The sequence below is a fragment of the Streptomyces koelreuteriae genome (assembly GCF_018604545.1).
GTDB classification, from domain to species: Bacteria; Actinomycetota; Actinomycetes; order Streptomycetales; family Streptomycetaceae; genus Streptomyces; species Streptomyces koelreuteriae.
Map to the genome: position 1 here is coordinate 7,843,297 of NZ_CP075896.1, position 21,645 is coordinate 7,864,941.

The window sequence follows — 21,645 nt, forward strand, 5'->3', positions numbered from 1 at the left end:
CGGAACACCGGCTTTTCCCTCCGAAATCGTCCGAATGTCCGTGCGATGTGGCACGATCCGGCATGTGACCAGCAGACCCACCTCAGAGCAGCGCCTGCGTGACCTCGCGCGTCTGCGCCGGGTCAAGGACCGGATCGACCGGGAGTACGCACAGCCGCTGGATGTCGAGGCGCTGGCCCGGGGTGTGCACATGTCGGCCGGGCATCTCAGCCGCGAGTTCCGGCAGGCGTACGGCGAGTCGCCGTACAGCTACCTCATGACGCGGCGCATCGAGCGGGCGATGGCCCTGCTGCGCCGGGGCGACCTCAGTGTCACCGAGGTGTGTTTCGAGGTCGGTTGCTCCTCGCTGGGCACCTTCAGCACCCGCTTCACGGAGCTGGTCGGCATGCCGCCCAGCGCCTATCGGCGTGAGGCGGCGCGGGCGACCGCGGGGATCCCGTCGTGCGTGGCGAAGCAGGTCACCAGACCGGTCAGGAATCGAGAAGCGCCCGCCCAGAGCCGAAACTAGCGTGGTGGCCATGGACCTCAACATTCACGCCAGTTTCCTGCCGCACGACGACCCGGACGCCGCTCTGGCGTTCTACCGCGACACCCTCGGCTTCGAAGTCCGCAACGATGTCGGGTACGAGGGCATGCGCTGGATCACGGTCGGTCCCGTCGGCCAGCCCGGCACCAACATCGTCCTGCACCCGCCGGCCGCCGACCCGGGCATCACCGAGGACGAGGGCCGCACCATCGCCGAGATGATGGCCAAGGGCACCTACGCCAGCATCGTCCTGGCCACCACCGACGTCGACGGCGCCTTCGAGCGGCTCCAGGCGGGCGACGCCGAGGTGGTCCAGGAGCCGGTGGACCAGCCGTACGGCGTCCGCGACTGTGCCTTCCGCGACCCCGCGGGCAACATGATCCGCATCCAGCAGCTGAAGCCGTGACGCCGTAGCGGCGGCCGGTCCCCCAGAGAGCCCGTCCCCCGCACCGCACCCCCGGGTCCGGTGCGGGGAAAGAACGTCCGAGCGACAGATGGAGACACGATGAGCAAGGCCACGACGACGGACAGACGGTCGCCCGGGCCGCACGCTGCCGACAGCCATGACGTGATCCGTGTGCACGGTGCGCGCGAGAACAACCTCAAGGACGTCAGCATCGAGATTCCGAAGCGCAGGCTCACGGTGTTCACGGGCGTCTCCGGCTCGGGCAAGAGCTCGCTGGTGTTCGACACGATCGCCGCGGAGTCGCAGCGGCTGATCAACGAGACGTACAGCGCCTTCCTCCAAGGCTTCATGCCGAACCTCGCCCGCCCCGAGGTGGACGTGCTCGACGGGCTGACCACCGCGATCACCGTCGACCAGCAGCGCATGGGATCCGACCCGCGCTCCACCGTCGGCACCGCCACCGACGCCAACGCGATGCTGCGCATCCTCTTCAGCCGGCTCGGCACCCCGCACATCGGCCCGCCCGGCGCGTTCTCCTTCAACGTCGCCACGGTCTCGGCGAGCGGCGGCATCACGGTCGACCGGGGTGCCGACAAGACCAAGACGCAGAAGGTGACCTTCAGCCGCACCGGCGGCATGTGCACGCACTGCGAGGGCCGGGGCAAGGTCTCCGACATCGACCTCACCCAGCTCTTCGACGACTCCAAGTCGCTCTCCGAGGACCCGTTCACCATCCCCACCTACACCGGGGACGGCTGGGTGGTGCGGGTCATCGCCGAGTCGGGCTTCTTCGACAAGGAGAAGCCGATCCGCAAGTACACCAAGAAGGAGCGGCACGACTTCCTGTACCGCGAGCCGACCAAGGTGAAGATCAACGGCGTCAACCTCACCTACGAGGGGCTGATCCCGAAGATCCAGAAGACCTTCCTCGCCAAGGACCGCGAGTCGATGCAGCCGCACATCCGGGCCTTCGTGGACCGGGCGGTCACCTTCACCGAGTGCCCCGAGTGCGACGGCACCCGGCTCAGCGAACTGGTCCGCTCCTCCCGGATCGGCAAGGTCAACATCGCCGACGCCTGCGCGATGGAGATCCGCGACCTGGCCGAATGGGCCCGCCGGATCGAGGATCCGTCGGTGGCCCCGCTGCTCGCCAAGCTCCGGCACACCCTGGACTCGTTCGTGGAGATCGGGCTCGGCTATCTCTCGCTCGACCGGGCCTCGGGCACCCTCTCCGGCGGCGAGGCACAGCGCACCAAGATGATCCGGCACCTCGGCTCCTCGCTCACCGACGTCACGTACGTCTTCGACGAGCCGACCATCGGACTGCACCCCCATGACATCCAGCGGATGAACAACCTGCTGCTGCGGCTGCGCGACAAGGGCAACACCGTGCTCGTCGTGGAGCACAAGCCGGAGACGATCGCCATCGCCGACCATGTCGTGGACCTCGGCCCAGGCGCCGGCACGGCGGGCGGCACCGTCTGCTTCGAGGGCACCCTGGAGGGGCTGCACAAGAGCGGCACCGTCACCGGCCGTCATCTCGGCGACCGGGCCGCGCTGAAGGAGACGGTCCGCGAGCCCACCGGCACCCTTCCGATCCGCGGGGCGACGGCGAACAACCTCCAGGACGTCGACGTCGACATCCCGCTCGGCGTGCTCACCGTCGTCACCGGGGTCGCCGGCTCCGGCAAGAGCTCGCTCGTGCACGGTTCGATTCCCACCGACGAGGGCGTGGTGTCGATCGACCAGACCGCCATCCGCGGCTCCCGGCGCAGCAACCCGGCGACGTACACGGGACTGGCCGACCCGATCCGCAAGGCCTTCGCCAAGGCCAACGGGGTGAAGCCGGCGCTCTTCAGCGCCAACTCCGAGGGCGCCTGCCCCACCTGCAACGGCGCCGGTGTCATCTACACCGACCTGGCGATCATGCAGACCGTCGCCACCCCCTGCGAGGTGTGCGAGGGCAGGCGGTTCGACGCGTCGGTACTGGAGTACCGCTTCGGTGGCCGCGACATCAGCGAGGTGCTGGCGATGTCGGTGGCCGAGGCCGAGAAGTTCTTCGGCGCCGGTGAGGCACGCACCCCGGCGGCCCACCGGATCATCGAACGGATGGCGGACGTCGGACTCGGCTACCTCACCCTCGGCCAGCCGCTCACCACCCTGTCCGGCGGCGAGCGGCAGCGGCTCAAGCTGGCCACGCACATGGGCGACAAGGGCGGGGTCTACGTCCTCGACGAGCCGACCACCGGACTCCACCTCGCCGACGTGGAGCAGCTGCTCGGCCTGCTGGACCGGCTCGTCGACGCCGGCAAGTCGGTCATCGTCATCGAGCACCACCAGGCGGTCATGGCGCACGCCGACTGGATCATCGACCTCGGCCCGGGCGCCGGACACGACGGCGGCCGGATCGTCTTCGAGGGCACCCCGGCCGCACTCGTCGAGGCCCGCTCCACCCTGACCGGGGAGCATCTCGCGGCCTACGTGGGTGCCTGACGCGGACGCGAGAGGCAGGCTGAACGGCCCATCCCGGCGCGCGTCCGGCGCCCTCCCCGCGCACCCTGGTGGCATGGCGTCCGTGAAGCCCGTCGTGGTCTACCCGCCCGCCGCGGACGGCGGCAGGCGGGTCCGTGTGGACGATCAGTTCCTCGGGATCGCCTATGGGCTGCTGGACGTCGCCGAGTTCCTGCGGCGGGCGGGGATCGAGGACGCGGACGCGGCGTACGCGGCCTCGTCGGGGCTGATCGAATGGCGCGGCGGCGGGCCCGGGACCTGGGACGACGGTTCCGGATGAAGCCGTCGTGTCGCCCGAACGGCCCAGTGGCGTGACCCCGGAGCGGTTCCGGCAGTTGAGTCGGTCATGAAGAAGCGCAGCATGCTCGCCATCGCCTCCCTGGCCACCGGCTTCGTCGTCGCGGCGGTCACCCCGTCGCACGCGGTCGCGGAGAAGCTCCCCGGGATCAACGTGGACGAGACCCTCAACACGCTCAACCAGGCCGTCGGCAAGGACGGCCTGTCCGTGGCCGGAAAGGACGGCCTCCAGAAGAAGGGCGCCCAGAAGAAGGCTGCCCACAAGAAGGGCGTTCAGAAGAAGAAGGGCTGACGAGCCGCTCCGGCCCCGGCCCACGGCGCCGGCGCTCCCCGTGCGAGGGGAGCGCCGGCGCCGTCGTCATGCGCCCTCAACTGGGGCTGGTTTCCGTGGCAGGGTGGAGCGGGCAAGCCTCAGGGGGCCAACAGAAGAGGGGGACCTGTGACCGTCGTCTGGATCAACGGCGCGTTCGGTGCGGGGAAGACCACCACCGCACAGGAACTGATCGAACTGATCCCGAACAGCACGCTCTTCGACCCCGAGGTCATCGGCGGAGCGCTCCGGTATCTGCTCCCGCCCAAGCGCCTCGCCGAGGTCGGCGACTTCCAGGACCTGCCGATCTGGCGGCGGCTCGTGATCGACACGGCGGCCGCGATGCTCGCCGAGCTCGGCGGGACCCTGGTGGTCCCGATGACGCTGCTGCGGCAGGAGTACCGCGACGAGATCTTCGGCGGCCTGGCCGCGCGCAGGATTCCGGTCAGCCACATCCTGCTCGCTCCGGCCGAAACGATACTGCGGGAGCGCATCGCGGGCCGCGAGGTGCCACGGGACCTCCCCGACGGGGAGATACGAATACGCCAGTGGTCCGCCGACCACATCGAGCCGTACCGGGCCGCGCTCGCCTCCTGGCTCACCGCGGACGCGCACCCGGTCGACACCAGTGACCTCACCCCGTACGAGACCGCCGTCCGCATCGCCGAGGCCGTGCGGAGCGGCTCCGTGCCGGCCTGCGACATCGTGCAGACGCCCGAGCCCACCGCCGAGACGCTCGCCGCCGGTGTGCTCCTCTTCGACGAGCAGGACCGTGTGCTGCTCGTCGACCCCACCTACAAGGCCGGCTGGGAGTTCCCCGGCGGAGTGGTCGAGCCGGGTGAGGCGCCCGCACGGGCCGGTGTGCGGGAGGTCGCCGAGGAGACCGGCATCCACCTCGACGAGGTGCCGAGCCTGCTCGTCGTCGACTGGGAGCGCCCCGCGCCCCCCGGCTTCGGCGGCCTGCGCCTCCTCTTCGACGGCGGCCTCCTCGACTCCGCGGCGGCCGGCCGGGTGCTGCTGCCCGGGCCGGAGCTGCGCGGCTGGCGGTTCGTCACCGAGGAGGAGGCCGCCGACCTGCTGCCACCGGTGCGCTACGAGCGGCTGCGCTGGGCCCTGAGGGCGCGCGAACGCGGAGCGGCGCACTACCTGGAGGCCGGGGTGCCGGTCGGCTGAGCCGGGGTCTGCGTGGGCGCCCTTTACCCGGCGCGGGGGATTCCGAGGGAAAAGCGAGAGGAAACGCACCCGGCGACAATGTCAATCACCGCCCAAGGAATCTCCCTCATTCCCTCACGTGGCGGGTAATCACATTCCCCGCTCTCGTCAACACTTTTCCATGACCGCAAACAATCCCTTTTCTGACCCCTGTGCGGCTTGACCGGCCTCGCACGGCATTGCGAAAGTCCGCAATGTCTCACGGCGGCGTTCACGACCGCCACTCAATTTCCTTGCCTCAGGGGCAGATCCAGGATGTCCGTACGATGACCACGCAACACCAGCCGGTCGACACCGGCGGCGGCACCGCGCTGCTGACCGAGCCGTCGACGCAGGACAGCAGACCCGGCGGCCCCGTCGTCGCCGGACGTTCACCGGCCCGGATGGCCTGGCGGCGGATCAGGCGGGACAAGGTCACCACGGCCGCCCTGGTGGCCACCGTCCTGTTCATCGTGATCGCCCTGCTCGCGCCCGTCCTCACGGCGCTGACCGGCTGGGGGCCGATCACCCCCGACAACAAGGCGATCAACCCGGACACGGGCAATTTCCCCTACGGATCGCTGGGCGGCATCAGCGCCCGGCATCTGCTCGGCGTCGAACCGGGCACGGGCTACGACCTGTTCGCCCGCATCGTCTACGGCCTGCGCACCTCGCTGTACGTGGGCCTCGCCTCGGCGGTGCTGTCCACCGTGGTCGGTGTCGTCGCGGGGCTCGCGGCCGGCTACTTCGGCGGCTGGGTCGACTCGCTGCTGTCCCGGGTCATGGACGTGATGCTGGCGTTCCCGCAGCTGCTGTTCATCATCGCGCTCACCCCGGTGATCCAGAACGCGCTGCAGACCAACACCCACGGCGGCACCGACGAGAACCTCCGCCTTCTCGTCCTGGTCCTCAACATCGCCGTCTTCGCCTGGGCGTACACCGCCCGTCTGGTGCGCGGACAGGTACTGTCCCTGCGCGAGCGGGAGTTCGTCGACGCCGCGCGGCTGATGAGCGCCGGCCGGCGGCACATCCTCTTCCGGCAGCTGCTGCCCAACCTGTGGGCGCCGATCCTGATCTCCTTCGCGCTGGCCGTCCCGCAGAACATCACCACCGAGGCGGCCCTGTCGTACCTGGGCGTCGGCGTCATCCCGCCCAACCCGGACTGGGGTGCCCTGCTCTCGGACGCCTCCCAGTTCTTCCTCCAGGACCCGATGTACCTCTTCGTGCCCGGCGTCCTGCTCTTCCTCCTGGTCCTGGCGCTCAACCTCCTCGGGGACGGCGTCCGGGACGCCCTGGATCCCCGCGCCCGGCGCGGCTGACCGAGCCACCCCCCCCTCCGAGTGTCGGCCCGGCGGCCCCACGAACGGCCGCCGCGCCCGTAGCAAGAAGGAGTTTCCTCAATGACGCGCAGCACGCGCAGATCGCGCACGGTCGCTCTCACGGCAACCGCCGTGGTGATCGCCCTGGGAGCCACCGCATGCGGAGGGTCCTCCGGCGCCGGCGGCAGCGGCGCCCCCGGCAAGGGCGGCACGCTGACCGTTCTCGACAAGGCGGACTTCGACCACCTCGACCCCCAGCGCGTCTACACGACCGAGGGTTCGAGCATGGACGAGGAGATCGTCCGGACCCTCACCGGCTGGGACGAGACGGGCTCGACGCCGAAACTGGTCGGCGACCTGGCCACCGACACCGGAACGCCCAGCAAGGGCGCCACCGTCTGGACCTTCCATCTGCGGCACGGCGTCAAGTACCAGGACGGCGCCGAGGTCACCGCACCGGACATCAAGTACGGCGTCGAGCGGTTCTTCTCCTCCGACATCAACGGCGGACCGCCCTACGCGGGCCAGTGGCTCGTCGGTGGCTCCGACTACAAGGGCCCGTACCAGGGCAAGGAGCTCGACTCCATCGGGACGCCGGACAAGTACACCATCGTCTTCCATCTGAACCAGCCGGTGGCCGACTTCAACGAGACCACCGCGATGCCCGGCTGGGCGGCCGTGCCCAAGGCCCATGACACCGGCTCGACCTACGACACCCATGTGTGGTCCGACGGCCCGTACATGATCAAGTCGTACACCAAGAACAAGGAACTCGTCCTCACCCGGAACAAGAACTGGTCCCAGGCGACCGACCCGATCCGGCAGCAGAACGTCGACGAGATGGACGTCAGATTCGGCCAGGACGAGTCGGCCATCGACCAGCAGATCAAGGCCGACGCCGGCACCGCCCAGACGTCGATCCAGCAGTGGCCGATCGCCGGCTCCGACCTTGCGTCGCTCGCCAACGACCCTTCCTTGAAGAGCCGTTACTACAAGATCCCCGCGCCCGGCATCAACTACCTGGCGATCAACACCACCCGCGTCAAGGACCTCAAGGTCCGCCAGGCGATCGAGTACGCCATCGACAAGACCACGGTCCGCGGCGCCTTCGGCGGCTCCGCGTACGGCGACTACGCCACCTCCATGCTCAGCCCCGGCATCGGCGGCTACCAGAAGTTCAACCTGTACAGCGCCAACCCGGCCGGCAACCTCGCCAAGGCCAAGGCCCTGATGAAGCAGGCCGGCAACCCCAAGCCGGCCATGTCGATCGCCGTGGAGAACACCCCCACCCAGGAGCACTTCGCCGACGCCGTGAAGACCGCGCTGGAGCGCATCGGCATCCACGTCAACATCAGCCCGATCGACGCGGCGAACTACTTCAGCACCGTCGACAACACGAAGAACCAGTACGACCTGACCTGGGGCGACTGGATCGCCGACTGGCCGAACGCCTCCACGGTGCTGCCCACCCTCTTCGACGGCCGGCTCATCAAGAAGAACCCGCAGGCCAACCAGGACCTGTCCTACCTGAACGACCCGAAGGTCAACGCGCTGATCGACAAGGCCGCCACGATGACCGACGTCAAGCAGCGCAACGCCGCCTACGGCCGGATGGACCAGCAGATCCTGAAGGACGCCGCCGTGGTCCCGCTGACGTACATGAACTTCAGCGACATGTCCGGCTCCAAGGTCGGCGGTGTCATCCCCGACACGATCCTGGCCGAGCCGAGCCTGGTCCACGTCTACGTCAAGCACTGACGCCTCTTATCTGAACCCCGCCGGCGGTTCCGGCCGCCGGCGGGCAGCCCACTCACGTCAGGTCCCGGCACCCCATGTTTCGTTACCTCATCAGACGCCTGCTGGCAGCGGCCGTGATCATGCTGGTGATCACCACGATCACCTTCTTCATCTTCTTCGCGCTGCCGTCCGACCCCGCGCTCCTGGCTTGCGGAAAGACCTGCTCCCCCTCCCGCCTCGCCGAGATCAAGCACTCGCTGGGCCTGGACCAGGGCTATCTGACGCAGTACTGGGAGTTCCTCAAGGGGCTGGTCGCCGGCCGTGACTTCGGCGACCAGAGCGTCCGCATCCACTGCGGGGCTCCCTGCCTCGGCGTCTCCTTCCAGACCGACACCCCCGTCCTGACGACGCTGCTCCAGGACTTCCCGGCGGACCTCTCCCTCGGTCTCGGCGCCGCGGTGGCGTTCCTGGTCCTGGGGGTCGGCCTCGGCACCGTCGCCGCGGTCCGCAGGGGCCGGGCCGCCGACAAGGCGGCGGTCGGACTGGCCCTGTTCGGTGTGTCGGTGCAGATCTACTTCATCGGCCTGCTCCTGCTGTATCTCTTCGTCGACAAGTTCCAGATCCTGCCGACCTCCGGCTACACGCCGATCACCGAGGACCCGGCCGGCTGGTTCCAGGGGCTGCTCCTGCCGTGGACCACCCTCGTCATCGTCTACCTCGCGATGTACACCCGGCTCACCCGCTCCTCCATGCTGGAGGTCTTCGCCGAGGACTACATGCGCACCGCCCGCGCCAAGGGCCTGCCGGCCGGCACCGTCGTCCTCAAGCACGGGCTGCGGGCCGCCGTCACCCCGATCATCACCATCTTCGGCATGGACGTCGGCTCCCTGATCGGCGGCTCCGCGGTCATCACCGAGTCGGTGTTCGGCATCAACGGCATCGGCAAGCTCGCCGTCGACTCCGTCCAGAACTCCGACCTGCCGGTCATCCTCGGCACCACGCTCTTCGCCGCGACGTTCGTCGTCCTCGCCAACGTCGTCGTCGACCTGGTGTACGGCCTCGTCGACCCGCGCGTACGCCTCGCCTGAGCCCTTCTTCCGTCCTTAGGAACACCCGTGTCCGTTCAGACCTCACCGCAGCCCGCGGACGTCACGCCCGCACCCGCACCCTTCCTCGACGTGACCGACCTGAGGGTGCACTTCCCGACCGAGGACGGCCTCGTCAAGTCCGTCGACGGCGTCTCCTTCAGCCTGGAGAAGGGCAGGACCCTCGGCATCGTCGGCGAGTCCGGCTCCGGCAAGTCGGTGACCTCGCTGGCCCTGCTCGGACTGCACAAGGGCACCAGCGCCCGGGTCTCCGGCGAGATCCGGCTGGAGGGCAGGGAACTCGTCTCCCTGCCCGAGGCCGAGATGCGCGAACTGCGCGGCCGTACGGTCTCCATGATCTTCCAGGACCCGCTGTCCGCGCTGCACCCCTTCTTCACCGTCGGCGCCCAGATCGCCGAGGCCTACCGCGTGCACCACAAGGTCTCCAAGAAGGAGGCCAGGGAGCGTGCGGTGGAGATGCTGAAGCGGGTCGGGATTCCGCAGCCCGAGCGCCGCGTCAGGGACTATCCGCACCAGTTCTCCGGCGGCATGCGCCAGCGCGCCATGATCGCCATGTCCCTGGTCTGCGACCCCGCCCTGCTCATCGCCGACGAACCCACCACCGCCCTGGACGTCACCGTCCAGGCCCAGATCCTCGACCTGATCCGCGATCTGCAGGAGGAGTTCGGCTCCGCCGTCGTCATCATCACGCACGACCTCGGCGTGGTCTCCGACGTCGCCGACGACATCCTGGTGATGTACGGCGGCCGCCGCATCGAGTACGGCACCACCCGCGAAGTGCTCAAGTCGCCCCAGCACCCCTACACCTGGGGCCTGTTGCAGTCGATGCCGCACCTCACCGGCGACGTCGGCGAGCGGCTGAACCCCATCCCCGGCACCCCGCCGAGCCTGATCAACCTGCCGGACGGCTGCTCCTTCAACCCGCGCTGCGCCTACAAGGGCTGGGAGCCACAGGGGCGCTGCACGGTGGAGCGGCCCGAGCTGCGCCTCGTCTCCGGCATGGCGGGACACCTCGCCGCCTGCCATCTCACCGACGAGGCCAAACAGGAGATCCGCGGCGGGGCCGACGGTCACGAGCCGACGAAAGGGAACACGCCGTGAGCACCACGCAGCCCCTCACCGGGCCGACCACCGACCGCCCCGCCGGTGAGAACCTCCTCGAAGTGCGCGGTCTGCGGAAGCACTTCCCGCTCCGGCAGGGCATCATCTTCCAGCGGCAGATCGGGGCCGTCCGAGCCGTCGACGGCATCGACTTCGCGGTCGGGCCCGGCGAGTCGCTGGGTCTGGTCGGCGAGTCCGGCTGCGGCAAGTCGACCACGGGCCGGCTGATCACCCGACTGCTCGAACCCACCGGCGGAACCGTCCTGTTCGACGGCGAGGACATCACCCACCGGCCCGCCGCACGGATGCGGGAAGCCCGCCGCAACCTCCAGATGATCTTCCAGGACCCGTACTCCTCGCTGAACCCCCGGCACACCGTCGGCACCATCATCGAGACACCGATGCGGCTCAACGGCATCAACCCGCCCCAGGGCCACAGGAAGCGCGTCCAGGAACTCCTGGAGACCGTGGGCCTCAACCCCGAGCACTACAACCGCTACCCCAACGAGTTCTCCGGAGGCCAGCGCCAGCGCATCGGTATCGCCCGCGCACTCGCCCTGCGCCCGAAGCTGATCGTCGCCGACGAACCCGTCTCCGCGCTGGACGTCTCCATCCAGGCGCAGGTCGTCAACCTGCTCCAGGACCTCCAGCGGGAGTTCGGGATCGCCTTCGTCTTCATCGCCCACGACCTAGCCGTCGTACGGCACTTCTCCGAACGGGTCGCCGTGATGTACCTCGGCAAGATCGTCGAGGTCGCCGACCGCGAGTCCCTCTACACCCGCCCGCGGCACCCCTACACGCACGCGCTGATGTCCGCCGTACCCGAGGCCGACCCGGACGCGACCGAGCGGCGCGAACGCATCCGGCTGGCCGGCGACGTGCCCTCACCGATCGACCCGCCCTCCGGCTGCCGCTTCCGCACCCGCTGCTGGAAGGCCCAGGACAGATGCGCCACCGAGGAGCCACCGCTGGTGCGCGTCGAGGGCAGCCCCTCGGGCCATCTGACCGCCTGCCACTTCCCCGAGGAGCCGACCGTCACGGCGCGAGCGCGGGACATCGTCCTCGATCCGGCGCTCACGGGGCTGAAGGAGAGCCCCTGACCGAGCGGCCCGGGCAGGCGGTGGACGGCATCCGCGTCAGGGGCTGCACTCGCCCTTGCGGACCGAGCTGACCCTGTTGTCCCAGTCGGACTGGAACGGGCCCTTGGCCCCCGGGTAGATGCGCAGATACTCGGTGCCGCCGTAGCCGCGCTCGTCGTAGACGCACCAGACCGAGTCAGGGACCTTGTGGATGAGGGACGACGCCCGGTTGTCCATGCTCTGCCGCGCGAGGTCGGGCGAGCCGCTGCGGAAGCTGGCCATGAGGCCGGTGCCGTCGGGGCCGTCGAAGAGGCAGAAGTGGTTCGCCGGGCAGCGGTCGTACCCGCTGGGCGCGGACGTGGCCGGCGGGGCGGCGAACAGCGCGGCGGAGGCCAGGGCGGTGGACAGGAGGATGAGGCTGCGGCTGGTCGGCATGAGGTTGTTCCTTCTCTCGGGAGGGTGGGACACGGGGGTGGTGCGGGCCGTCATCGGCACAGCTGATGCGAGACGCGTTCGCTGGTGAACTGCACGAACACCGTGACGCAGTCGGCGGGGACGGCCGCCCGCTGCCAGCGGAACGCCATGGTCTGGCCCTTGCGCAGCAGCTGGGTGTGGGAGCGGCGCTCGCCGTCGGTGTCGACGAAGCCGATGGACACGCTGGCCGCGGTGTTTCCGGTGCGCTGGTAGGCCACGTCGCCGAACTCCTCGCCGGTCTCGGCCCACAGCACGCCGTTGGGCATGTCCCAGCGGCCGGAGACCTGCGGGGCGGCGACCGCGCTCTGCGCGGTCAGCACGAGCGTCGCCGCTGTCGCCAGAGCGGCCGTCGCCGACCGCAGGCGGGTACGGATGGTCATGGGAGGCTTCCTCTTCCACGAGGCGCGCCGGCCGTTCCGGCGCCGTGATCAGAGCTTGTGCCGCCCGGTGTCCCGGGCGCACGATGCGCCGGTCTCGTCTTCGTCCCGTCCCGCGGCCGGGACATGGGGGAAGAACCGCTCGTGCGGGGGCGGCGCGGCGGCGACCGTCGGCAGTACCGCGCGCACCCGGGTACCGGACGAGCCGCTCGTCACCTGGCAGACCCCGCCCAGTTCCCGGGCCCGTTCCGCCATGGACGCCAGCCCCACCGCACCGGTACGCACCCGGGCGGGCAGCCCCGTGCCGTTGTCGACGACGCTGAGGACGGCGGCGTGGGGATGCCGGGTGAGACGGATCTCGCACCGGGTGGCCCCCGCGTGCCGGACGGTGTTCGCGAGCGCCTCCGACGCGATCCGGTACACCGCGCTCTCCACGGCCGCGGGCAGCGCGGACTCGGGCGCCGCTGCCGTGTCCCCGTCCGGTGGGGACATCGGTGCGGGCGTCGGCGGCGATTCCGATGCCGATTGCCTTGCCGATTCCTGTGCGGACCCCGATTCCTGTGCGGACCCCGACTCCGTGACCACCGTGACGACGATCCCGGGCGCCGTCAGCGTCTGCGCCAGGTCCCGCAGCGCCGACTCCAGTCCCTGCTCGGCCAGCACGGCCGGACCGAGACCGTCGGTGAGACGCCGGGCCTCGACCGTCGCCTGCGCGATGGCCTCCACGGCCGGCCGCAGAGAGGTCTCGACACCGGCGGACGCCGCCGCCCGCGCCGACGGCAGGGCCGCGGCAGGCGGGGCCGGTGATGTGGCGGGCGGGGCCGGTCGTGTGGCGGCGGGCGGAAGCACCGCCAGGGCGGTGTCCAGGTGTATCCGGGCCGCGGCGAGCAGCGGGCCGAGGCCGTCGTGCAGCTCCTGGCGCAGCCGCCGCCTCTCCTCCTCCCGGGCGAGGACGAGTTGCCGCCGGGCCGCCCGCACGTCCTGCACCAGCCGCAGCGCGGCCATCGCGGGAGCGGCCTGGTCGCCCAGCAACTGCAGCAGCTCGGCGTCCCGCCCCGACAGCAGCGGCTCCCCCGAGCGCGGTGCCACCCGCAGTGTGCCGATCACCTCGTCGTGATGGCGCAGCGGGAACTCGTGCGCACCCTCGCCCCGCCACGCCCCTCCCGAGGTGGCCAGGACACAGGGACCGGAGCGGGTCACCACCTCGACCAGGGCCATGGGAAAGCGCAGATCCTCCGTCGCGCTACGGCACAGGACCACCGGCACGTCGTCCGGTTCCGGCGCCTCGCGCAGCCGCCGCGCGAGCCCGCGCACCGCCTCGTACGGCGCCGCGCTCCTGCCGTGGAAGACATGGTCGACGCGGCGGCTCGCCCACGAGGTGAGGGGCCTGAGACCGGAGCCGATCAGCACGGCCACCACCGCGACGGCGAACGCCCCGGGCCCGTCGGCGTCGGGCAGCACCGTGGAGACCGTGGCCGCGACGGCCGTGTAGGCGACGACGACGGTCGTGACGACGACGGCTGTCACGAGCAGTCGGCGGCTGGTGCGGTCGAGCTGCCACATGCCGCCCTTGCCGATGACGTACCCGGCCGCCGTGTACCAGCCGACCGCCCCCGTGACGAAAGCCGCGATCACCGTCCACGTCGGCATCCAGGGCAGTTCCTCGGCGATGTCCCCGTATATCCACGGCAGATACGCGGCCGAGAACGCGACGGCCTCCCGGCGCGCCCACCGCCCGGCCCGGCGCCAACGACGGGCGACGACGGAGGCGTTCACCAGCGCGCACACCAGGACGAGCCAGAGGTTCAGGGCGATACAGGGCTCCAGAACGGCCAGCGCCAAGCGCTCCCACTGGCTCGCGCGCAACGGATGCGGGCCCGCGCCGGGCGCGTCCTCCACGGCCGTGGCGACGAGCGTGATCACGACGAGGACCGCGGCCAGCGCCCCCGCGTAGAGACGGACGAAGCGTCCCGCGCGGCGGGGCGCCGGGAAGGTGAGAGGCAGCACGACCATCGCGTACGCGTGCGCCAGCGAGCACAGTTGGGCGAAGAGGTGCGCGGCGAAGCGCACTCTCGGACCGGGCTCGGCCAGCAGGACGAGCTGTCCCGTCAGCAAGGGCAGCGTGAGCCCGAGCCCGGTGGCGAGCAGCAGCCAGCCCGCCGTGCGGTCCGCGGGACGTACGAGGACCAGGAAGCCCAGGACGGCGCACGGCAGGCCGACCAGGGCCGTGGACAGATCCGTGCCCATGTCCAGGCGCCAGCCGCCCACGGGCGGGCGGAGGGTGCACAGCGCTCCCCAGCCCAGCACGGACACCACGCACAGCAGAAGACTGAAGGCCGCCGCCGCCCATTCCCGCTCCCGGGCCGCGACCTGGCGCGGGCGCCGCGCATCGACCGCCCCCCGGCCGCCACCCTTTGTGATCACGCCACTACAAGTAGCATGCGCCTGTGGCAGACACCCATGCGCCCGTGGCGGACACCGTCGAAGAACACCCGCACCTCAGGGTCCTGATCGTCGACGACCATCCCCTCTTCCGCTCAGGGCTGCGCGCCGCGCTCGACAGCGCCGAGGACATCGATGTCGTCGGCGAGGCCGGGGACGCCGAGACGCTGGGCGCCCTCGTGGCCGACACCCGGCCGCAGGTGGTCGTCATGGACGTGGGGCTGCCCGGAATCTCGGGCACGGAGGCCGTGCGCGGGCTGGCCGCGAGCCACCCCGGGCTGCCGGTCCTGATGCTGACGATGTCTCAGGACGACGCCAGTGTTCTCGCCGCGTTGCGCGCGGGGGCACGTGGGTATCTGGTGAAGGGGTCGGGGCGGGACGCGGTGCTCAGCGCCGTGCGGACCGTCGCGACCGGAGGGGCCGTCTTCGGGCCCGAGATCGCCGACCGGATCGCCGCCCTGCTCTCCGGGGCGCGCCGGGCGCTCCCCGACCAGCCCTTCCCCGAACTGACCCGGCGGGAGGGGGAGGTGCTGGAGCTGGTGGCGCGCGGCTACGACAACCGCCGCATCGCCCGGGAACTGGTCCTCTCGGACAAGACCGTACGCAACAACGTGAGCCGCATCTTCGCCAAGCTCCAGGTCACCCGCCGCGCCGAGGCCGTCTCCCAGGCACGCGACGCGGGACTGGGCGCCCCGCCGCCCGCTCGGGACCGCCGCTCACCGCACCCCATGTGACCCCTGCGGGCCGTCGGGACCGCTGAAACCGGTCAGCAGCTCCGGCACCAGGAGACGGAGCCGATCCGCCACGGGAATCGCGGCGACTCTCCGATGGGCAGTTCCAGGCTGCGCCCCGGGTTCGTGCAGCTGCCCTCTCTGAAGACGTAGTAAGCCCGGTCGGAGTTGTTGATGACCGATCCGGGCGAGAGCTCCGCGAAGTCGTGACAGCCGTTCGGCTCCTCGTTCGGGACGGGCGGGCCGCCCCACTGGAAACCCTGGAAGTCGGCGTGCTCCCAGAGACAGATATGACCCTGTGGGCACTGCGCTCGCGCCGCCGCTGACGGCGCGGGAGCCGAGTGGGCGGCCGTGACCGGGGACATCGCGGCCACCGTGGTGAGCAGCGCGGTGAGCAGGGTGCGGACTCGCATGGGCGCTCCAAGGATCGGTTTCAAGCCCTTTCCGGAGAGCTACCCGTGCCGTCGGCGGCGGCACGGGGCTTCACCCGAAAGAGTTCGCAACCGGCCCTCGTGCGGGGTGTGTTGCGGTGGTCGGCGGTCGGTGACCGCCGGGGCGTCAGATCGCCGCGTAGTTCCGCAGGAACAGGGCCTCCGCCACCGACAGCCGCTCCAGTTCCCCGGGGGAGACGCTCTCGTTGACCGCGTGGATCTGGGCCTCCGGCTCGCTCAGCCCGATGAGCAGGATCTCCGCACGCGGGTAGAGGGCGGCGAGGGTGTTGCACAGCGGGATGGAGCCGCCCTGGCCCGCGTACTGCATCTCCTGGCCCGGGTACGCCACCGCCATCGCGGCGGCCATGGCCTGGTAGGCCGGGCTGGTGGTGTCGGCGCGGAAGGCCTGGCCCTCGCCGATCTGCTCGGTGCTCACCCGCGCGCCCCAGGGCGTGTGCGCCTCCAGATGCGCCTGGAGCAGCTTGGTCGCCGCACCCGCGTCCACGCCCGGCGGCACCCGCAGGCTGATCAGCGCACGGGCGCTCGACTGCACGGACGGGGTGGCGCCGACGACGGGCGGGCAGTCGATGCCGAGGACCGTGACGGCCGGGCGCGACCAGATCCGGTCGGCGACCGTGCCGGACCCGATCAGCTCGACGCCGTCCAGCACCTTGGCGTCCTGCCGGAACTGCTCCTCGTCGTACTGCAGGCCTTCCCAGGCCGAGTCCGAGGCGAGCCCGTCGACGGTCGTCGAGCCGTCCTCTGCGCGCAGCGAGTCCAGGACGCGGATCAGCGCGGCGAGCGCGTCGGGCGCGGCACCGCCGAACTGGCCCGAGTGCAGATTGCCCGCGAGGGTGTCGACGCTGACGCGGACGAGGGTCATACCGCGCAGCGTGGAGGTCACCGTCGGCAGGCCGACTCGGAAGTTGCCCGCGTCGCCGATGACGATCGTGTCGGCCTCCAACAGGCCCGGGTGCTCCTCGGCGTACCGCTCCAGACCGCCCGTGCCCTGCTCCTCCGAGCCCTCGACGATCACTTTGACGTGCACGGGCACGCCGCCGTTCGCCTTCAGCGCGCGCAGCGCGAGCAGATGCATGATCACACCGCCCTTGCAGTCGGCGGCGCCACGCCCGTACCAGCGTCCGTCGCGCTCGGTCAGCTCGAACGGCGGGGTGGTCCAGCCGGCCTCGTCCAGCGGCGGCTGCACGTCGTAGTGGGCGTAGAGCAGGACGGTCTTCGCACCCTCCGGGCCGGGGAGGTAGCCGTAGACCGACTGGGTGCCGTCGGGGGTGTCGAGCAGGGCCACGTCCTGGAAGCCCTCGGCGGTGAGCGCGTCCGAGATCCAGCGGGCGGCGCCCTCGCTCTCGCTCCTCGGGAACTGGTCGAAGTCCGCCACCGACCGGAAGGCCACCAGTTCGGTGAGTTCCGTCTTCGCCTCCGGCATCAGAGAGGCGACGGTCTCGGCGACCGGATTCGACGACATGGGCACGCTCCTTGTGGGTGCGACGTTGAAGAGTTGAGTGCTGTAGATCCTCCCACAGCGGGCCCTGACCAGGTCCGCCGTAGGATGCGGGAGACAGCAGGGCAGGCGGCTTGATCGGGAGCAGTAGACCATCGTGAGCAGCGAGAACTCTTCGGCGGACGACGCGCGGCAGGTGTGGGACGTCGTCGTGGTGGGTGCGGGACCCGCGGGAGCTTCGGCCGCGTACGCGGCGGCGGTCGCGGGCAGACGTGTGCTGGTGCTGGAGAAGGCGGAGCTGCCGCGGTACAAGACGTGCGGCGGCGGCATCATCGGCCCCTCGCGCGACGCCCTCCCGCCGGGCTTCGAGCTGCCGTTCAAGGACCGGGTGCACGCGGTGACGTTCTCGCACAACGGCCGCTTCACGCGGACCCGCCGGTCCAAGCAGATGCTGTTCGGGCTGATCAACCGGCCCGAGTTCGACCAGCAGCTCGTCGAGCACGCGCAGAAGGCGGGCGCCGAGCTGCGGACGGGTGTCACCGTCCAGCGGGTCGAGCAGCACGGCTCGGAGGTGCCGGACCGGCGCACGGTCGCGGTCGTCCTGCAGGGTGGCGAGGTCCTGCTCGCGCGAGCGGTGGTCGGGGCGGACGGCAGCGCCAGCCGTATAGGGGCGCATGTCGGGGTCAAGGTCGACCAGGTGGATCTCGGCCTGGAGGCGGAGATCCCGGTGCCGGAGACCGTCGCCGAGGACTGGAAGGGGCGGGTGCTCATCGACTGGGGCCCGATCCCCGGCAGTTACGGCTGGGTCTTCCCCAAGGGCGACACCCTCACGGTCGGGGTGATCTCGGCCCGGGGTGAAGGCGCCGCGACGAAGCGGTACTTGGAGGAGTTCATCGGCCGCCTCGGCCTCGCCGGCTTCGAACCGAGCATCTCGTCCGGGCACTTGACCCGCTGCCGGGCCGACGACTCGCCGCTGTCGCGCGGCCGGGTGCTGGTCTGCGGCGACGCGGCGGGGCTGCTGGAGCCGTGGACCCGCGAGGGCATCTCCTTCGCGCTGCGCTCCGGCCGGCTCGCGGGGGAGTGGGCGGTGCGGATCGCCGAGGCGCACGACGCGGTGGACACGCGCCGGCAGGCCCTCAACTACGCGTTCGCGGTCAAGGCAGGGCTCGGCGTGGAGATGAGCGTCGGCAAGCGGCTGCTGACGGCGTTCGAGCGTCGCCCCGGTCTGTTCCACGGTGCGCTGATGGGCTTCCGCCCGGCCTGGAAGGGCTTCAAGGACATCACGCGGGGTGCCACGTCGCTGGGCGAGATCGTCCGTACCCATCCCATGGCCCAGCGGGCGCTGACGGCGGTTGACCGTCGTCCCGCGTCGGACGGCGAGGTTAGCTCGTCACCGTGATCTCGAAGACCGGGTGGTCGGGGGCGATCCGGCGCAGCTCGTCGTCCGGGGAGTCCGGGCCCACCCCGTTGAAGAAGACCCCGACCTCCGCCTTCCAGCGCTTGAGGTAGGCGCGCAGGATCGGGGTCTTGTCGTCGTCGGCCACCTCGGTCGCAGTGAAGGTGTCCACGCGCTTGCCGAGGTGCAGTTCGCCGCCGCCCGAGGCGCGCATGTTGCGCGTCCACTGGACATGACCGCGGGGCGCGACCAGGTACTTGCGGCCGTCCAGGGTCATCAGGTTGACCGGGGTGGTGCGCCACTGCCCGCTCTTGCGGCCGCGGACGGCGAGGACGCGGGAGCCCCAGACGCTGATGCCGCGGCGGGTCATCCAGGCCACGAAGCGGTTGATGACGTTGACGGTGACCCAGCCGGGCTTCTGGACGTGTGTGGACATGGGGTCCCCCTGGTCTCCGGGTGGCGGATCGGTGCTCTCTTTTGTGAGCACTGCTCTCTCTCGCTGGGTTCAGTCTGCCCGAGGTCGGCACTCCAGGGCAAGAGCACTGCTCTCGTTTGTGTGCACTGCTCTACTTTCATGGCACACTTCGCCGTATGAGCACCGCACACGGCGCCCGGGCCCGGGCCAGGATCGAAGTCACCGCGGCCATCAAGGACGAGGCCCGCAGACAGCTCGCCGCGGAGGGCGCCGCGAGGCTCTCCCTGCGTGCCGTGGCCCGTGAGCTCGGCATGGTCTCCTCCGCGCTGTACCGCTACTTCCCCAGCCGTGATGACCTGCTGACCGCTCTCATCATCGATGCCTACGACTCCCTCGGCGAGCGGGCCGAGGCGGCCCATGAGCCGGCGGCCGACCCCTTCCGGCGATGGGTCGCGGTCTGTGAGGCGGTGCGGGGCTGGGCGCTGGACCACCCCCACGAGTACGCGCTGATCTACGGATCGCCCGTGCCCGGCTACACCGCCCCCGAGACCACCGTCCCGCCCGCCGCCCGCGTCGGCCTGCTGCTCATCGGCATCGCCCGCGACGCCCACCACGCCGCCGGCCTGACCGGACCCTCGCTGCCGGCCGAACTGCGCCCGGAGGCCGAGCGGATCGCCGCCGACCTCGCGCCCGACCTCCCCCCGGCAGCGGCGGCGGCTCTCGTCGCGGCCTGGGCCCAGCTCTACGGCTTGGTCGGCTTCGAGCTGTTCGGGCAGTTCCACCGGGTCGTGGAGGACCGGGAGACGTTCTTCCGCCACGCGGCGGGGCGACTCGCCCAGGGGGTGGGGCTGGTAACCGGACCTACCGAGGGCGCAGCGCCAGGCCGCTGATGTCGGCGGTGGGCGGGGTGCCCTCGCTCAGGAGCAGCGTGGGAACTCCGGTAACTCCGGCGACGGCATCTCGCATCCTCTCCACGGGGTGTCTCCACGGAAGTGAGGGGAGCCTGACAACGGGCGGCCGTGTACTTCCCGGGGAGTACACGTGATCACCACGCCTGGCTGACGCCGCTCCGGGCGGGCGGCGTCTAGCGTGGCCGGTATGGACGAGCAGCGCGCGCGGGGTGGGCCGCCTCAGTGGTGGCGCCATGGGCCTCCGTGGTGGGACCGGTGGGGGGAGGGGGAGCGTGCGCCCCGGTGGCCCTGGCGGTCCACCGTCGCCGTCACGGTCTTCGTGCTGGTCGGCTCGAACTTCGCCGCGCACGGCCAGGAGGGCGAGCGGGCGGAACTCGACCTGTTCGCGCGCTTGCTGCTGCTGGTGGCCGGAGGGCTGTTGCTGTGGCGGAAGCGGTATCCGGTGGCCGTGGTCTTCGGCACGGCGGCTGCCGCCCTGCTCTACCTGGGGGCCGGGTATCCGTACGGGCCGGTGCTCCTCACCGTCGCACTGGCGTGCTTCAGCGCGATCGTCGCCGGGCACCGCCGGGCGGCGTGGGCCGCGATGGGAACGCTGTGGGCCGGGCACGTCCTGGTGGCGCACTGGCTGTTTCAGTGGCTGCCGCCGTCGGGGGACTCCGCCGCCTCCTGGGGCGAGGAGATCGTCGTCGCCACCTGGGTGGTGGCGATCGCCGCGGTGTCGGAGCTGTTCCGGGTCCGGCGCGAGCAGTGGGTCCGGGAGCGGGCCGAGCGTGCCGAGGCGGCGCGGCGGCGGGCCGACGAGGAGCGGCTGCGGATCGCACAGGAACTGCACGACGTCCTCGCACACAGCATCTCCGTGATCAATGTGCAGGCGGGCGTCGGCCTCGCGCTCCTCGACTCCGACCCCGAGCAGGCCCGTACGGCGCTCACCACGATCAAGGACCAGAGCAAGGAGGCGCTCGGCGAGGTGCGCCAGGTGCTCGACACCCTGCGCGCGCCCGGTGACGCCCCTCGCGCCCCGGCGCCCGGGCTCGACCGGCTGTCCGAGCTGGTGGAGCAGGCGGCGAGCGCGGGTCTCACGGTCGAGGTGGAAGGCGAGCCGCCGCGCCTCGCGCCCGGCACGGACCTTGCCGCCTTCCGCATCGTCCAGGAGGCCCTGACCAACGTCGTACGGCACTCGGGTTCGCGGCACGCGCGGGTGCGCCTCGCGCACGACGCGGACACGCTGCGGCTGCGGATCGACGACGACGGGCCCGCGACCGGCGCCGACGCGGGCGGCGGCGGCAACGGGCTGGTCGGCATGCGGGAGCGGGCCGCCGCGCTGGGTGGCACCATCGAGGCGGGGCCCCGCCCGGACGGCGGTTTCCGGGTCCTCGCCGTACTGCCGCTGACGGCGTCCGCTGCCGAGTGAACCGTCGGCGGACCG

At 71.0% G+C, this 21,645-nt stretch carries 21 protein-coding genes; 15 read left to right on the forward strand and 6 right to left on the reverse strand.

Annotated features, from left to right (window positions below):
• The first annotated feature begins 34 nt into the window (after nucleotides 1-34).
• From KJK29_RS35300 to KJK29_RS35350, 11 genes are all read left to right on the forward strand, one after another.
• Nucleotides 35-508 (forward strand): helix-turn-helix transcriptional regulator, encoded by a 474-nt coding sequence (locus KJK29_RS35300; protein WP_370869180.1) that lies wholly within the window; start codon nucleotides 35-37, stop codon nucleotides 506-508.
• 10 nt (nucleotides 509-518) lie between these two features.
• On the forward strand, nucleotides 519-932 hold the full coding sequence (locus KJK29_RS35305) for a VOC family protein (protein ID WP_215123247.1): 414 nt from the start codon (nucleotides 519-521) through the stop codon (nucleotides 930-932).
• Between the two features lie 99 nt (nucleotides 933-1,031).
• Nucleotides 1,032-3,425, forward strand: a complete 2,394-nt coding sequence (locus KJK29_RS35310) for an ATP-binding cassette domain-containing protein (protein WP_215123248.1) — start codon at nucleotides 1,032-1,034, stop codon at nucleotides 3,423-3,425.
• 73 nt (nucleotides 3,426-3,498) lie between these two features.
• Nucleotides 3,499-3,723, forward strand: coding sequence for a hypothetical protein (locus KJK29_RS35315; protein ID WP_215123249.1), 225 nt, complete (start codon nucleotides 3,499-3,501; stop codon nucleotides 3,721-3,723).
• Nucleotides 3,724-3,789: 66 nt separating this feature from the next.
• The gene (locus KJK29_RS35320; protein WP_215123250.1) at nucleotides 3,790-4,032 is read left to right on the forward strand and encodes a hypothetical protein; all 243 of its coding nucleotides are present in this window, start codon (nucleotides 3,790-3,792) and stop codon (nucleotides 4,030-4,032) included.
• 147 nt (nucleotides 4,033-4,179) lie between these two features.
• Nucleotides 4,180-5,223, forward strand: a complete 1,044-nt coding sequence (locus tag KJK29_RS35325) for an NUDIX hydrolase (RefSeq protein WP_215123251.1) — start codon at nucleotides 4,180-4,182, stop codon at nucleotides 5,221-5,223.
• Between the two features lie 305 nt (nucleotides 5,224-5,528).
• A complete protein-coding gene (locus tag KJK29_RS35330; RefSeq protein WP_215123252.1) occupies nucleotides 5,529-6,560 on the forward strand; it encodes an ABC transporter permease in 1,032 nt (343 codons plus the stop codon).
• Nucleotides 6,561-6,641: 81 nt separating this feature from the next.
• A complete protein-coding gene (locus tag KJK29_RS35335) occupies nucleotides 6,642-8,318 on the forward strand; it encodes an ABC transporter substrate-binding protein (RefSeq protein WP_215123253.1) in 1,677 nt (558 codons plus the stop codon).
• 74 nt (nucleotides 8,319-8,392) lie between these two features.
• Nucleotides 8,393-9,385, forward strand: coding sequence for an ABC transporter permease (locus KJK29_RS35340; RefSeq protein ID WP_215123254.1), 993 nt, complete (start codon nucleotides 8,393-8,395; stop codon nucleotides 9,383-9,385).
• A 27-nt stretch (nucleotides 9,386-9,412) separates the two neighbouring features.
• Nucleotides 9,413-10,504 carry an ABC transporter ATP-binding protein gene (locus KJK29_RS35345; RefSeq protein WP_215123255.1) on the forward strand — a complete coding sequence of 364 codons (1,092 nt, stop codon included), beginning with the start codon at nucleotides 9,413-9,415 and terminating at the stop codon, nucleotides 10,502-10,504.
• On the forward strand, nucleotides 10,501-11,604 hold the full coding sequence (locus KJK29_RS35350; protein ID WP_215123256.1) for an ABC transporter ATP-binding protein: 1,104 nt from the start codon (nucleotides 10,501-10,503) through the stop codon (nucleotides 11,602-11,604). Before KJK29_RS35345 ends, KJK29_RS35350 begins: the two co-directional genes overlap by 4 nt.
• 36 nt (nucleotides 11,605-11,640) lie before the next feature.
• Here KJK29_RS35350 and KJK29_RS35355 read toward each other — a convergent pair whose 3' ends face one another.
• The 3 genes from KJK29_RS35355 to KJK29_RS35365 are packed head-to-tail and all read right to left on the reverse strand — an operon-like array spanning nucleotide 11,641 to nucleotide 14,858.
• Entirely contained in the window at nucleotides 11,641-12,018 is a 378-nt protein-coding gene (locus tag KJK29_RS35355) for a peptidase inhibitor family I36 protein (RefSeq protein WP_215123257.1), read from the reverse strand.
• A 50-nt stretch (nucleotides 12,019-12,068) separates the two neighbouring features.
• Complete coding sequence (locus KJK29_RS35360; protein WP_215123258.1) at nucleotides 12,069-12,437, reverse strand: hypothetical protein; 369 nt, start codon at nucleotides 12,435-12,437, stop codon at nucleotides 12,069-12,071.
• A gap of 48 nt (nucleotides 12,438-12,485) precedes the next feature.
• Nucleotides 12,486-14,858 carry a sensor histidine kinase gene (locus KJK29_RS35365; RefSeq protein WP_215123259.1) on the reverse strand — a complete coding sequence of 791 codons (2,373 nt, stop codon included), beginning with the start codon at nucleotides 14,856-14,858 and terminating at the stop codon, nucleotides 12,486-12,488.
• A 23-nt stretch (nucleotides 14,859-14,881) separates the two neighbouring features.
• Between KJK29_RS35365 and KJK29_RS35370 the strand changes: the two genes are divergently transcribed.
• Complete coding sequence (locus KJK29_RS35370) at nucleotides 14,882-15,610, forward strand: response regulator transcription factor (protein ID WP_251058016.1); 729 nt, start codon at nucleotides 14,882-14,884, stop codon at nucleotides 15,608-15,610.
• Between the two features lie 32 nt (nucleotides 15,611-15,642).
• Here KJK29_RS35370 and KJK29_RS35375 read toward each other — a convergent pair whose 3' ends face one another.
• Together KJK29_RS35375 and KJK29_RS35380 are read right to left on the reverse strand one after the other, a co-directional pair.
• A complete protein-coding gene (locus KJK29_RS35375) occupies nucleotides 15,643-16,020 on the reverse strand; it encodes a peptidase inhibitor family I36 protein (RefSeq protein WP_215123260.1) in 378 nt (125 codons plus the stop codon).
• Nucleotides 16,021-16,165: 145 nt separating this feature from the next.
• Complete coding sequence (locus KJK29_RS35380; protein WP_215123261.1) at nucleotides 16,166-17,521, reverse strand: dipeptidase; 1,356 nt, start codon at nucleotides 17,519-17,521, stop codon at nucleotides 16,166-16,168.
• A 133-nt stretch (nucleotides 17,522-17,654) separates the two neighbouring features.
• Here KJK29_RS35380 and KJK29_RS35385 point away from each other — a divergent pair, with 133 nt between their 5' ends.
• Nucleotides 17,655-18,896: a geranylgeranyl reductase family protein gene (locus tag KJK29_RS35385; protein ID WP_215123262.1), complete on the forward strand. Its 1,242-nt coding sequence runs from the start codon at nucleotides 17,655-17,657 to the stop codon at nucleotides 18,894-18,896.
• Here KJK29_RS35385 and KJK29_RS35390 read toward each other — a convergent pair.
• The gene (locus KJK29_RS35390) at nucleotides 18,880-19,329 is read right to left on the reverse strand and encodes a nitroreductase family deazaflavin-dependent oxidoreductase (RefSeq protein WP_215123263.1); all 450 of its coding nucleotides are present in this window, start codon (nucleotides 19,327-19,329) and stop codon (nucleotides 18,880-18,882) included. The two genes, KJK29_RS35385 and KJK29_RS35390, sit on opposite strands and share 17 nt — an antisense overlap.
• A gap of 155 nt (nucleotides 19,330-19,484) precedes the next feature.
• Here KJK29_RS35390 and KJK29_RS35395 point away from each other — a divergent pair, with 155 nt between their 5' ends.
• Nucleotides 19,485-20,198, forward strand: a complete 714-nt coding sequence (locus KJK29_RS35395) for a TetR/AcrR family transcriptional regulator (RefSeq protein WP_215123264.1) — start codon at nucleotides 19,485-19,487, stop codon at nucleotides 20,196-20,198.
• Nucleotides 20,199-20,406: 208 nt separating this feature from the next.
• A complete protein-coding gene (locus KJK29_RS35400) occupies nucleotides 20,407-21,630 on the forward strand; it encodes a sensor histidine kinase (RefSeq protein ID WP_215123265.1) in 1,224 nt (407 codons plus the stop codon).
• Nucleotides 21,631-21,645: the final 15 nt, after the last annotated feature.

Excerpts from the sequence above, each read along its gene's own strand:
- KJK29_RS35315 (WP_215123249.1), top strand. The coding sequence starts at position 3,499 with ATGGCGTCCGTGAAGCCCGTCGTGGTCTACCCGCCCGCCGCGGACGGC.
- KJK29_RS35335 (WP_215123253.1), top strand. The coding sequence starts at position 6,642 with ATGACGCGCAGCACGCGCAGATCGCGCACGGTCGCTCTCACGGCAACC.
- KJK29_RS35380 (WP_215123261.1), bottom strand. The coding sequence starts at position 17,521 with ATGTCGTCGAATCCGGTCGCCGAGACCGTCGCCTCTCTGATGCCGGAG.
- KJK29_RS35340 (WP_215123254.1), top strand. The coding sequence starts at position 8,393 with ATGTTTCGTTACCTCATCAGACGCCTGCTGGCAGCGGCCGTGATCATG.
- KJK29_RS35395 (WP_215123264.1), top strand. The coding sequence starts at position 19,485 with ATGAGCACCGCACACGGCGCCCGGGCCCGGGCCAGGATCGAAGTCACC.
- KJK29_RS35310 (WP_215123248.1), top strand. The coding sequence starts at position 1,032 with ATGAGCAAGGCCACGACGACGGACAGACGGTCGCCCGGGCCGCACGCT.
- KJK29_RS35300 (WP_370869180.1), top strand. The coding sequence starts at position 35 with ATGTCCGTGCGATGTGGCACGATCCGGCATGTGACCAGCAGACCCACC.
- KJK29_RS35355 (WP_215123257.1), bottom strand. The coding sequence starts at position 12,018 with ATGCCGACCAGCCGCAGCCTCATCCTCCTGTCCACCGCCCTGGCCTCC.
- KJK29_RS35330 (WP_215123252.1), top strand. The coding sequence starts at position 5,529 with ATGACCACGCAACACCAGCCGGTCGACACCGGCGGCGGCACCGCGCTG.
- KJK29_RS35390 (WP_215123263.1), bottom strand. The coding sequence starts at position 19,329 with ATGTCCACACACGTCCAGAAGCCCGGCTGGGTCACCGTCAACGTCATC.
- KJK29_RS35375 (WP_215123260.1), bottom strand. The coding sequence starts at position 16,020 with ATGCGAGTCCGCACCCTGCTCACCGCGCTGCTCACCACGGTGGCCGCG.
- KJK29_RS35360 (WP_215123258.1), bottom strand. The coding sequence starts at position 12,437 with ATGACCATCCGTACCCGCCTGCGGTCGGCGACGGCCGCTCTGGCGACA.
- KJK29_RS35400 (WP_215123265.1), top strand. The coding sequence starts at position 20,407 with ATGGACGAGCAGCGCGCGCGGGGTGGGCCGCCTCAGTGGTGGCGCCAT.
- KJK29_RS35320 (WP_215123250.1), top strand. The coding sequence starts at position 3,790 with ATGAAGAAGCGCAGCATGCTCGCCATCGCCTCCCTGGCCACCGGCTTC.
- KJK29_RS35305 (WP_215123247.1), top strand. The coding sequence starts at position 519 with ATGGACCTCAACATTCACGCCAGTTTCCTGCCGCACGACGACCCGGAC.